The 12,180-nt window shown below is 55.5% G+C and carries 14 protein-coding genes; 12 read left to right on the forward strand and 2 right to left on the reverse strand.

Annotation, left to right across the window (positions count from 1 at the left end):
* Positions 1–226 precede the first annotated feature (226 nt).
* The 3 genes from B3187_RS04300 to B3187_RS04310 all read left to right on the forward strand — a co-directional run bounded on the left by B3187_RS04300 (position 227) and on the right by B3187_RS04310 (position 2,245).
* Positions 227–745: a hypothetical protein gene (locus B3187_RS04300; protein ID WP_265367034.1), complete on the forward strand. Its 519-nt coding sequence runs from the start codon at positions 227–229 to the stop codon at positions 743–745.
* Positions 746–1,058: 313 nt separating this feature from the next.
* On the forward strand, positions 1,059–1,787 hold the full coding sequence (locus B3187_RS04305) for a YagK/YfjJ domain-containing protein (RefSeq protein WP_286804739.1): 729 nt from the start codon (positions 1,059–1,061) through the stop codon (positions 1,785–1,787).
* Positions 1,788–1,888: 101 nt separating this feature from the next.
* Positions 1,889–2,245, forward strand: coding sequence for a hypothetical protein (locus tag B3187_RS04310; RefSeq protein ID WP_286804741.1), 357 nt, complete (start codon positions 1,889–1,891; stop codon positions 2,243–2,245).
* A gap of 6 nt (positions 2,246–2,251) precedes the next feature.
* Here B3187_RS04310 and B3187_RS04315 read toward each other — a convergent pair whose 3' ends face one another.
* Positions 2,252–3,646 (reverse strand): heavy metal sensor histidine kinase, encoded by a 1,395-nt coding sequence (locus B3187_RS04315; protein ID WP_286804742.1) that lies wholly within the window; start codon positions 3,644–3,646, stop codon positions 2,252–2,254.
* A complete protein-coding gene (locus B3187_RS04320) occupies positions 3,633–4,325 on the reverse strand; it encodes a heavy metal response regulator transcription factor (RefSeq protein WP_277673026.1) in 693 nt (230 codons plus the stop codon). Before B3187_RS04320 ends, B3187_RS04315 begins: the two co-directional genes overlap by 14 nt.
* Before the next feature lie 185 nt (positions 4,326–4,510).
* Between B3187_RS04320 and B3187_RS04325 the strand changes: the two genes are divergently transcribed.
* The 9 genes from B3187_RS04325 to B3187_RS17525 form a co-directional block, all read left to right on the forward strand.
* On the forward strand, positions 4,511–4,801 hold the full coding sequence (locus B3187_RS04325; protein ID WP_265367045.1) for a hypothetical protein: 291 nt from the start codon (positions 4,511–4,513) through the stop codon (positions 4,799–4,801).
* Between the two features lie 17 nt (positions 4,802–4,818).
* Positions 4,819–5,379, forward strand: coding sequence for a c-type cytochrome (locus tag B3187_RS04330; protein WP_277673025.1), 561 nt, complete (start codon positions 4,819–4,821; stop codon positions 5,377–5,379).
* A gap of 74 nt (positions 5,380–5,453) precedes the next feature.
* On the forward strand, positions 5,454–7,229 hold the full coding sequence (locus B3187_RS04335) for a copper resistance system multicopper oxidase (protein ID WP_339619990.1): 1,776 nt from the start codon (positions 5,454–5,456) through the stop codon (positions 7,227–7,229).
* 9 nt (positions 7,230–7,238) lie between these two features.
* Entirely contained in the window at positions 7,239–7,988 is a 750-nt protein-coding gene (locus B3187_RS04340) for a copper resistance protein B (RefSeq protein ID WP_277673024.1), read from the forward strand.
* Between the two features lie 35 nt (positions 7,989–8,023).
* Entirely contained in the window at positions 8,024–9,376 is a 1,353-nt protein-coding gene (locus tag B3187_RS04345; RefSeq protein WP_286804749.1) for an APC family permease, read from the forward strand.
* A gap of 28 nt (positions 9,377–9,404) precedes the next feature.
* On the forward strand, positions 9,405–9,623 hold the full coding sequence (locus B3187_RS04350) for a hypothetical protein (RefSeq protein ID WP_286804750.1): 219 nt from the start codon (positions 9,405–9,407) through the stop codon (positions 9,621–9,623).
* A gap of 129 nt (positions 9,624–9,752) precedes the next feature.
* On the forward strand, positions 9,753–10,076 hold the full coding sequence (locus tag B3187_RS04355) for a P-II family nitrogen regulator (protein WP_082810827.1): 324 nt from the start codon (positions 9,753–9,755) through the stop codon (positions 10,074–10,076).
* Between the two features lie 203 nt (positions 10,077–10,279).
* Positions 10,280–10,642 (forward strand): NADH-quinone oxidoreductase subunit A, encoded by a 363-nt coding sequence (locus B3187_RS04360; RefSeq protein ID WP_062816625.1) that lies wholly within the window; start codon positions 10,280–10,282, stop codon positions 10,640–10,642.
* Positions 10,643–11,106: 464 nt separating this feature from the next.
* The coding region (locus B3187_RS17525; protein WP_414673671.1) for a heavy metal-binding domain-containing protein at positions 11,107–12,180 on the forward strand (1,074 nt) is incomplete at its 3' end.

A 12,180-nucleotide genomic window follows, 5' to 3' on the forward strand; every position in this document is an offset into this window, starting at 1 on the left:
CACCGTAATTGTCGCCGAACAATTACCGCTGGTTGGGCACCCTCATTGATCACGTCCGTATCAAGGACGACCGTTCATTGGCGGACGCGCTCCGAATGGTTCGCTTTAAGCTCCAGACCTCCAGCTTCCCGCCATACGTCATGCTGCCAGCGAGCCAGCTCAAATGATCTATCGAATTCTGCACGATGAGTCGTACCTAATGCATGTCATTCCGCCGGTGGAGTCTATGACCAAGCTGGGGGAGGAACACGGAACCTTTGCCTTTAACGCTGAACCCAAGGCGTATCAAGGCGTCTGGAAGCCGCTAGAGATTGAGTTCCGCCCCTGCGAGGGTTCGAGAGCGACCGAAGTGCCGGACGTATCGGAAAACTTCGGGCGGCTATTCCTGTCCGAGAGAGCATTCTTGGTCCTGGGCGATCTGTTGGAGCAGAGCGGGGAGTGCCTGCCAGTGACCTTCGGCGGGCGCAAAGGATATATTTTCAACCCCACCTCCACGGCAGAGCAGTATGATGCGATTATTCAATCTGCGACTGCTTACGACGAGCACGGAAACTTGGTGCACTTTGGGTTTGTTGAGGCAAGGCTTGCCGGCGTCCCAATGTTTAAAACTGAGCTGGATCTCTACAAGGGGGTTTTTTGCGGTGAGCCGGTAAGGGATCTCTGCGTCAGCGAGGGGCTGACGGGAATAACTTTCAGCCCGGACGCCTCTAATCCCCTGGGCAGGTCTTACGGCCAAATTCAGTAGGGCGGTCCCGTCCAAGAGGAGGCCGGGTTTGATAGGCTTCTTCAAAACTCTTCGAAATAATCGACAGCGTAAAAACGCCGTGACTTGCCGAGCGCCCGTTCCTTAGGCTCTGTCTACGTCGGGGCTTCATGTGTCCAGTCATGTAGGGAATAGTAATATACACACACGCCAGTGTGGATGAACCCATGCACGATAGTAAGCATGGGAAGCGGTAGCAGCGGAGTAATGGGCTGCCTCAAAGCAGCCCTCATATAACGTCGATAGCGAGCGAGAGCCTGACGTGGTGTAAAAGTTGATGGAGCCTCCTGACGGTATGTCAATAAACCTACCTATTGGAGTAGCCATGAAACCAACTACATTTGAACACCACGACCAACCTAAAGCCAAGCTGGGCCACTTAACACTCCACGAAGATCATCACTACCGAAACCTCCCGGTTCAGGTAACCAGAGGACCGCTTATTGAGGAGTATCTGGAGCGACTGTACGAGGTGGCGCTGGAATCCCTAATGGACAACAGCCGTGTATTTGCAGTTCGGGTAGATCTTAGGTTCCCGGTGAGCTACTGGCCTCTCGAAGGAGAAGCGCTTGGCAATGAGTACATCAGGCGGTTTTGGGAGGTGTTGAAATACAGGCTGTCTCGGTATCAACTCAGAAAGGGCCGTATTCACCCAGCGAAGCTCCACTATGCTTGGGCACGTGAATACAAGGCAGGTGAGACGAAACCACATTTTCATCTGCTGATTCTGTTGAACGGCCATGCCTTCAACACGCTGGGTAATTTCAATTACTCTGGAGAGAATCTGCACAACGTGATAGCTGAGTCCTGGGCGAATGTGTTGATGTTGCCGGAATTCGAGGGGAAGGGGCTGGCGAACTTTCCCGTAGATGGGCAGTATCTTGTTCGGCGGGGCGTTGAATGGGAGCTTCAGAAGCTCTTCTTGCGGGGCAGCTACCTTACGAAAGCCGCCACCAAATCCTTTGACGATGGCTACCACTCATTCCGGACAAGTCAGACTTCAGTCGGCGGATGGATGTGGTGATTGAGTTATGGGCGCCGACAAGGCGCCCATATGCCGGGATAGGTAGTAATTCTTGATGGGCTCGCCTGTTGATATGTAGCCATATTCACAGGAGCCCAATCATGAACACTGATTATCAACTGGTTGCCACCGGAACACTTACTCCACTTAGTCGCGACGTTCTGGATGGCGCGAGCCAAAGCGAACTGTCTTCCAGCCAGTCAAAACGTGCGGACTGGGTCAAGAGGATTCAGCCATCAATGGTGGAGGTGGCGGTCACCAGTGGTAAGCCGGTTTACGCGCAGCGCTGGTATCAGGAGAAAGACCACGCCGCGTTGTTCGGTTATCCAGTGCGTCTGGGCGAAGAGTCCTTCTCGGACATCATCATTGCCACTTGGCATGCTGGAACCTTTGATGTGGAAGCTTGGCGTAAACGTTGGGCATGTGGCGGCGCTCATCTACAACATGAGAAGACATAGTTCGTTTCAGTCTTCGAGAAAGGTGAGCGTGAAAATGGTCATGTTTCGCGCCGATGTTGCTTCAGCGCGACCACCATGAGCCTCGACGATGGATTTGACAATAGCGAGCCCAAGTCCTGCGCCCTCGCTTTGACGAGCTCTCGACGGGTCGACGCGATAAAAGCGGTCGAAAATGTTGGGTAAATGTTCGGCGGGAATCTCCGAACCCGGATTTTGGACGCTTAGCGAGACCTCTTGGTCTCCGGTTCTGGCCAGTTGTACGAGTACCGTCTCCCCCGAGGGTGTGAGGCGGATGGCGTTGGAGAGCAGGTTGGAAATCGCTCGTCGCAGCATGGCCCGGTCACCATGAATGGGGGGTGCCTGGCCTTCCAATATCAGGCGGATTTGCTTCTCTTCCGCCAGTGCCTCGAAAAAATCGAACAGCGCATTCACCTCCCTCGCTAAATCCAGCGGTGTCTGTACAGGCTTGAGGAGACCGTGATCACTCTTGGCCAGCCACAGCATGTCATTGACCATCTTGGCCAGGCGCTCCTGCTCCTCCAGATTGGAATACAGCAGTTCACGGTATTCTTCCCTATCTCTGGCCTTTCCCAGGCCGACTTGGGTCTGGGTAATGAGGTTGGTGAGCGGCGTACGCAACTCGTGTGCGATGTCGGCCGAGAAGTGCGACAGGCGAGTAAAGCTGTCTTCCAGCCGACCGATCATGTGATTGAACGAGGTGACCAGGCCCTGTAGCTCCGATGGCACCGAGGCTGGGTCGAGGCGCACGTGAAGCCGATCGGCCTGGATATCGCCGATTCTGTCAGACAAATCGCGCAGGGGCGCGTGGGCCTGATGAATGCCATACCAGGCGGCCAGAAGGGTAATGGCGCCGGCGAGGCTCATGATAAGCCACAACGTGCGGTGAAAGCTCTGGAGAAACTCCAGGTGGAAGCCCATATCAATGGCCGTAGTGATCGAGTAACTCCGGCCTCCGACCTCACTCTCAGAGATCACACCCCGGAAGGTCTTATCGCCTTCCTGCCAGGTTTGCACGTTGCCTGCATTGATTTCGGACGCTGGGAAGAGGGTATCGGATGCTTGCGACAGGTCGGCACCCGGCATGCTGTAGATAGCATCGCCTTGCTCATCCCGAACTTGGAAAAAGACTCCGTGATGTCCGGATATGGCGTTAGCCAAGGCATCAGTCTGTCGTGCGGAACCGTTGGCACCGCTCTGCAAGGCTTCGACAACGGCTTCGGTCATTACGGCCAGTTCAACGGCATCCTGTTCGGCGAAGTGACGTTCGACGGCACTGAGAACGAGGTTCCCGATCAGGAAGAGGCTGAGCCCAATGGCCAGCCCCACAAACACCATGACCCGAGCGGCCAGCGACAGTGGTTGCCGATTAGTGATCTTCATTGTCGGTTTCCACGTCAAGTTTGTAGCCCATGCCACGCACGGTGTGAATCAGTTTGGGCTCGAAATCATCGTCAATTTTGGCCCTCAATCGACGAATGGCCACATCAATCACATTGGTGTCGGAATCGAAGTTCATATCCCATACCTGGGAAGCAATTAGCGAACGAGGCAACACCTCGCCACGCCGACGGACCATAAGCTCCAGAAGGCAAAACTCCTTGTGGCTGAGGTTGATTTTCTTCCCGGCGCGGGTAACGCGGTGTTTTGGCAGGTCAAGAGACAGGTCGGCAATCTCCAGTTGTTCCGACAGGGTAGGCGCGGATCGCCGGCGCAGTAATGTGCGTATTCGGGCCAGAAGTTCGGTAAAGGCAAAAGGTTTCACCAGGTAATCGTCGGCGCCCAGCTCCAGGCCCTTTACGCGGTCGTCCACAGCGTCACGTGCCGTTAGAAACAGCACCGGAGTCTGGCGGCCGGCTTCGCGCAATGACTGCACGATGCGCCACCCGTCCACATCTGGCAGCATGACGTCCAGAACTATCAGCTCAAAAGACTCCGTCATCGCCAGGTGATGGCCGTCGAGACCGTTGCGTGCCAGCTCGACCATAAAGCCGGCTTCGGTCAAGCCTTGGCGCAGATAGTCACCTGTTTTTACTTCGTCTTCTACCACCAGCAGTCGCATGAAGCACCTCTTCTGATCCGTATCGCACGAGTGTAGCTGACTGTGTCCAACGACAAGGTTACACGAACATTACAAAAATGTAATGTTTGAGTCATCTGGCAGACAGGGCCAGTTTGTTAGAGTGAGTGTTGGTTGTTGAAAACAGCAATGGCTGTTCACTTTCGTTCCAATTGAGGAGTTACCCCATGACACACAAAACTTTACGTTGGTTGGCCGCCCTGCCAGCGCTTATTTTGGTCCTAGCCGTGCAGGCGCATGAGCCGTCGGAGCATATGGAGGAGGCCGAAAAGCCGAAATGCTCAGAAATGAAAGACATGGACCACGCCGAGATGGACATGGATGACCCGGTCATGCAGGCCATGATGAAGAAGTGCAAGCAGCACATGGATAAGAAGGATGCCGACTCAAAGGAGTCCGAGCACAAGCACTCCGAGTCCGATGACGACGCAGCGCGTAATTCCCAACACGACCACTAAAGCATAAAGGAGAGCACATGGCGGCCCCTAGGTTTCTGTCTTGCATCAAATGCCTAATCGCTGCGCTCGTCATTGCCATAGCGGCGGCTGTAGCGTTCATCTACTCGGGTTTGTATCCCGTCGGCGCGGACGATCACCATACGCCACTGACTTATTGGGCGCTGGAAACACTGCGCGAACGCTCGGTTGACCGGGCGTCGAGCGGGATTGAAGTGCCCGCGGATCTGGACACGTCCGAGCGCCTGCTGGCCGGGGGCGCTGATTACAATGACATGTGTGCCGGCTGCCATCTCAAACCGGGCAAGGATGAGAGTGATTTCACCTTGGGCCTCAATCCCGCGCCACCGGATCTGACGCAACCGCATCAAGGGGAAGAGGATCTTGAGTCGCGGGCCCAACATAGGTTTTGGGTCATAAAACACGGCATCAAAGCCTCCGGCATGCCGGGCTGGGGTCCGAACCATGATGACGAGCGAATCTGGAGCATGGTGGCTTTCTTGAGACGCCTTCCCGAGCTGTCCCACGAGCAGTATCAAGTCTTGACTGCTCGGGGTTCCGCTGAAGCTCCTCATCATTAGCTTGGGCTACCGCCTGGTGGGCCCTGGAGTCAGATCCATTTTGCGAGAGTTTACAAGAGTCAGGAGGTTGCATGATGGGAAAACCGATAGAGGCGAGCCGTCGACGCTTTATCAAATCGGCGATCGGGGTGGCATCGGCCCTCGCTATGGCCAGGATGGCGCCGACCTGGGCGTCTCCCCTGGGACGAAGCTATGGCGATGTGGTCAACGCTGGCTCTGCGATCGATTTACATATTCGCCGGGAGGAGATGAATATTGGTGGAAAGATCGGCAGGCCGATCACCATTAACGGCAGCATGCCTGGGCCGCTGATCAGGCTGAAAGAAGGACAGAGAGCTCGCCTGAACGTCACCAATGCACTGAGTGACGACACCTCGATCCACTGGCACGGCATCATTCTGCCTGAAAATATGGATGGCGTGCCTGGCGTGAGTTTTCCCGGTATCAAGCCGGGAGAGACGTTCAGCTATGAGTACGACGTTCAACAAAATGGAACTTACTGGTATCACAGTCACTCAGGCTTGCAGGAACAGTTGGGTCACCTCGGGCCTCTGGTGATTGACCCGGCAGACGGCGATATTGGCGCCGACCGGGAGCATGTGATCGTCCTGAGCGACTGGACCTTTGAAGACCCGCATGAGGTGTTCCGCAACCTGACGGTAGCGGAAGGCTACTACAACTACCAGCAGCGTACTCTGGGCGATACCCTGGCTGACATTCGCCGCCAGGGTCTGGAGAAGACCTGGAAAGAGCGCTCTATGTGGAACCAAATGCGCATGAGCTCCCGGGATTTGCTGGATGTGACCGGATCCACCTATACCTATCTGATGAATGGCCGTGATAATGCAACAAACTGGACAGCGCTGTACAAGCCCGGCGAAAAGGTCCGGTTGAGAATCATCAATGGATCGGCCATGTCGTTTTTTGATTTTCGCATTCCGGGCCTTGAGATGGTGGTGGTCTCCGCCGACGGTCAACCGATCAAGCCAGTCACAGTCGATGAATTCCGTATCGGCGTGGCGGAAACCTACGATGTCATCGTGACGCCGAAAAGCGACCGGCCCTATACGCTGTTCGCGGAGAGTATGGACCGCAGCGGTTATGTCCGGGGCACGCTCGCAACGGAGGTGGGGCAGCAAGCACAGGTGCCCGATTTGCGGCCGGTGCCCGAGCGGGGTATGGCGGCCATGGGAATGAGCCACGATATGGATGGCATGGATATGTCGTCTTCCAAGGGCGATGAATCCGGTATGGGGGGCCAGCATGAGATGCACGGTGACCATGGCGGGGGTATGGCGGCATCTCAACAACGGCCTTCGGCCCCGGATCTTGGCATCGAGCACGCGCCGGGCGGCCATGGTCCCGCCGCAGCGATGATTGCTCGCAACCCGGTCAGCCGGCTGAATGAGCCTGGCGTTGGTCTTGAGGATGTGGATCATCGCGTTCTGGTCTATGGCGATCTGATCGGCGCTCATCCCTGGCCAGACGAGAGGGAGCCGGAACGGGACATTGAGCTTCACCTTACCGGCAACATGGAAAAATACATGTGGTCCTTTGATGGTGTGAAGTTTACCGAGGTCGATGGCCCTGTGGAGTTCAACCATGGAGAGCGCCTGCGTCTGATTATGGTAAATGACACCATGATGGAACACCCGATCCATTTGCATGGCATGTGGATGGAGCTTGAAAACGGCCAGTATCCCCGTCCGCGCAAGCACACCATCAGCCTCAAGCCCAGTGAGGTGGTCTCGTTGCAAATCAGCGCCGATGCGCCCGGCAGCTGGGCCTTTCACTGCCATCTGCTGTACCACATGAAGGCGGGCATGTTCCGCGTCGTCAACGTCAGCTAAGGAGGACTTATGAGAAAACTGAACATTTTGATGCCTCTAACGCTGGTGGGAATGACCAGCACGGTGCATGCGGGCCACGCGGAAGACGACTGGCCGGACCCGGTCAAACCCTACCGAACCGGTCAAGTACTGTTTGACCGTCTGGAGGCCACCCGCACCGATAACGAGGAAAGCTTGATCGTCTGGGATATGTTGGCTTGGTACGGCGGGGATCGGAATCGAATCTATTTTAAAAGTGAAGGCGAAAACCGGAAGGATGATGGAGAGCCCACTGAGCTGGAAAGCGCGGAGGTGCTGGCCAGTCGTTTGATCGCCCCATTCTGGGAGCTGCAGGGCGGTATTGGTACCCGGGGTTCGTTGGCGTCGGGGGCGAATCGCGAAAACTATGTTGTGTTCAGTCTATTTGGAGTAGCTCCCTATCGGTTTGAAATGGACAACTCCATTATGATTAATGAAGATGGAGATATAGCCGCGAGCATTGAGGCCGAGTACGACCTTCGTATGTCCCAAGTGTCGTATCTTCAGCCCCGCGTGGAGATTGCCGCCGCGCTGACTGACGCCGAAAAGTACGGTCGCCCCAGTGGGGTTAACGATGTTCGTGTGGGGTTACGCTATCGGTACGAACTGGCCAGAGAGTTCGCGCCTTACATCGGGGGCTACTGGAGTCGATCCCTGGGCGATAAGGCTGACCAGATTCGTGCAGAGGGCGGTGATGAGTCCGAAGCTGGCATCGTGGTCGGTGTTCGTATGTGGTTCTAAAGCGCTGTGTTGAGTAACCAAATGCCGGAGGATGCATGGCAAATAACCTAGACAGAACAACCCGTTATGAGGAAGGAAGTCTGACCTTGCCGGGCACGGTCATGCTTGGAACCGGCGTCATGATTGGCGCCGGTATCTTTGCGCTTACCGGGCAGATGGCGCAGATGACCGGCGTCCTTTTCCCGTTGGCGTTCCTGGCCGCCGCCGTCATCGTCAGCTTCAGCGCCTATTCGTACATCAAGATTTCCAATGCCTACCCGTCCGCCGGTGGCATTGGCATGTATTTGCACAAGGCCTATGGCAATCGCTTGCCAACAGCGTTCAACGCTCTGCTGATGTATTTTTCCATGGTGATTGCCCAGAGTTTTCTCGCCCGCACTTTCGGCTCTTACACCATGCAGCTCTTCGGTGGCGACCAGAGCGGCATAATGGTGCCTGTTCTCGGTGTGTCCCTCATCATCGCCGCCTTTCTGGTCAATCTTTCAAGTAATCGGTTGATCCAGGGCGTGGCCTCATTTATCGGTATTTTGAAAATTGCGGGCATTATCATTTTCGGGCTGGTCGGAATCTGGGTCGCGGACAGTCTTTCAGTGGACTTCTCAAGCCCCGGAGAGGCGGGAACCGTAGGCAACTTCCTGGGGGCTACGGCTCTGGGGATATTGGCGTTTAAAGGCTTTACGACCATTACCAATAGCGGCTCTGAGGTGAAAAATCCTAAGCGTAATGTCGGTCGTGCCATTGTGATTTCTATCGCTGCTTGCGTCGTGATCTACACACTCGTTGGTTTCGCTGTTGCGAGCAACCTTTCATTGGCCGAAATCATCGAGACGCGGGATTATTCCCTGGCCGCTGCCGCGCGCCCAGCACTGGGAAACTATGGGGTCTGGTTCACGGTGGCCATTGCAATGATGGCTACTGCGGGCGGCATTCTAGCCAGCATTTTTGCGGTCTCACGAATGCTGGCCATGCTGACTGAAATGAAGCTGGTCCCACACAATCATTTTGGTATGCCTGGGAGTATCCAGAAGCACACTCTGGTCTATACTGTCGTTTTGGGCTTGTTTCTGACCGCATTTTTTGATCTGTCTCGGATTGCCGCTCTGGGAATTGTGTTCTACTTGATAATGGATATCGCCATTCACTGGGGCGTGCTTCGCTACTTGCGTGAGGACATCAAGGCCAAAGCGTGGGTACCCGTTACAGCCATTGCTCTCGATTTACTGGCGCTCGGAGGTTTTGTCTGGGTCAAACTGAATACGGATCCGTTCGTGATCGGCGTGGCCGTAGTGGCGATGGTCCTAATTGCGGTTGGCGAGCAGATATTTCTTAAAAAAACGTCGGGGGTAGAGCCGCCGACTGGAGAGCACACTCATTCTCATCACCACTGAATTAACCAATTGAAATGGAGCTTTGAATATGATTGAAGGTAACATGTTAGGAAGCACCATGGGCGCGGGCCACTGGTTATGGATGCTGGTTGTTGCCATTATTGTTGTGATACCGACGTGGCGTATTTGCCAGCGTGTTGGGTATCCGGGAATTTTGGGCGTTTTGATATTGATTCCACTCGTTAATCTTGCCTTTCTCTATTTTCTGGCGTTTGCGGATTGGCCATGTAACAAACGTGGCGACTGAGTTTTGAAGAGGCGTAGAAAATAGAAGTGTGTACCGTTTTTGACTGCAGTTTAGCTTCGAATGTTTAACTACTGGAAGAAGGGATGATCTGAGTTGCTCGTCGCTCAATTTCCTTAATGTAGTGGAGTTATGATGAATACGAAATTTTGCAAAGTAACGGCAATATTTTCCTCGTTAGAACTTGAAAAAGTCGAGGGCGCGCTGAAAGCAATTGGCGTGTCCGGCTTGACGGTTTCCAAGGTACGCGGTTTCGGCGAGTACCGGAACTACTATGCAGAGGACACTATGGCTGACTGGGTTCGCGCCGAGATATTCGAGGAAGCGGGTCGGGCGGAAAAAATAGTGAAAACCATTGCCCGGACGGTCCACAAGGGGCTCGACAGCGACGGGTTTGTGGCCGTTCTCCCGGTAGAAGATCTGTTGCATATTCGCGACTTCAAGGACGTGCCGTAGTCGAATCTACTTGTTAAAACTCAGTAGAAGGCGGAGGTTCTGACCGCGTGAGTAGAGGGATAGTTTGCGCTTCCGGCAAGGGTGTCTAGACTTGAAACTGATCTTCGTCGAACCATTCGTTGAACGGGGTTCCATATTTTTTGTGCAATAGAGAGTTAGATCTCACGAACCTGTGCCAGAGTAAACTTGAGAAGTTAGACGTTATGAGCGCTACACAACAATACTCATTGCTGCTGGGGTTAGCCCTGGGTGTCCTGGGTACGGTGTTGAGCCTTTATGGCTTGGCTCGTAGTTTGGGGGCGACACGGCAGGAGCCGGGAAAGGATGTGCCGGCGAGTGCGGGGGTGCTGTCACGCGATCCGGTCTGGGGACGTTATCATGCGCGCTATTACGGTTATGCGTTGCTGTTCTTGGCGTTCGATATGGAGATGGCCTACATGTACCCTTGGGCGGTTGTGTTCAAGGAGGTAGGGCTGGTTGCTTTACTTGATATGGGCGTGTTTCTTGCGATTCTCTTTCTCGGGCTGCTTTACGGATGGAGCCAGGGCGCTCTGAGGCGGCAGTGATGTCTGAGGCCGCAACGACACTTGCCGGCGCACGCAAAGGGCGTCCATCTATCCTGCGAAGGTGGGTTGGGCAGGCTCTGGCGCGCAATTTGAGCTGCCTGGTAGTCCCTGGGCCAGAAGTGGCTCTGGCGCATGGGCTGGACCTGGCGGCCGCAGGCATGCGCATCGCCGCCACGCCGCGCGACGCCACTGTGCTTCTGATTATCGGTGAGCTATCTCAGAAGTTGTACGAGGCCACAGCAGTGCTTTATGCCCAGATGCCTCGGCCGCGAGCTATTCTAATGCTCGGTGGGTCAGCACCTTCGTCTTTACCTCAATTTGACGTTTCCGCGGGTCTCTCACAAACCGAACTGACGGAGTCGGCCACTCGGCTGCAGCGGTTGCTGGCCGAAGGCGCCTTCGCCGCCTCGCCCGACGATTTTGACTCATCAATCCTGCAAACCAAAACCGAATACGTCTGCCCCATGCACCCAGAAGTGGTGGAAGACGAACCAGGTAGCTGTCCCAAATGCGGCATGGATTTGGTGGCGCGCGAAGCCGGCGGCGACTCTGATGCCGGGGAACACGACGAGAACCGCGGCCACGAGCACCACGAACATCATCATGATCATAAGCATGAGAGCGAGGAACACGATCATCACCATGCTCACCACAATGATCATGGACAGAGTCATGAGCGCCATCACGGCCATCACCAGAATCATAAACACGCTCATGACCACGAACAGCATCAGGGCGACGACGATCACGAGCATGCTCATTGCCATGAGCATGAGGATCATCAGGGCCAGGATCACGGTCACCAACAGGGCCCGGCTCAAGAACAATCCGGCACTGAATATATCTGTCCCATGCATCCAGAAGTAGTCAGAAGCGAGCCGGGCAGGTGCCCCAAATGCGGCATGGATCTAGAACCGCATAAGCCCGGAGAAGACGAGAGCGTGAAGGAAGATGTGTCGGAGCACGATCACGAGCACCACCATGACCATTCCGGGCACGACCATGACGGGCATGATCATTCTGACCACGACCACGACCACGACCACGACCACGACCACGACCACGACAGTTCCGGATTCATGTCCATGGTCGAGGTTACCAAAGACCTGCCCCGCAGTGCCGATGGTTTGGCAATGGACTGGCTTGAGGTGCCCTTCGGCCCCTGCTTTCCCGGTTTGCCGGGCGGATTGAAGCTAACCTTGACGCTCGACGGCGATGGGGTGACCGAGGGCCAAGCAACATCTCTGGTAGCTATGAACACGTCATCTGAAGAGGTGGCGGTCGAAACCTTCATCGAGCGCCTGGCGGCGGCTATGCCGTTGGCACCGGTAAGTTATCGCCTCTTGGCCTGTCGCGCTATCGAGCAGGCGGCCGGTCTGGAGCCAGATCCGGCCGTCGAGCGGGGCCGGGCGGCCGCTCTTGAGCGCGAGCGCATCGCCAGCCACCTGGGCTGGCTGGCTCAGTTGGGGCGCCAGCTCAGCTTTGTCTGGTTAACGCGTCGTGCGGCGGCTTTGCAATTGGAAACCCAGCGCGCCGAC

This window comes from Marinimicrobium sp. UBA4209 (genome assembly GCF_002381585.1).
Taxonomy (GTDB): Bacteria; Pseudomonadota; Gammaproteobacteria; order Pseudomonadales; family Cellvibrionaceae; genus Marinimicrobium; species Marinimicrobium koreense.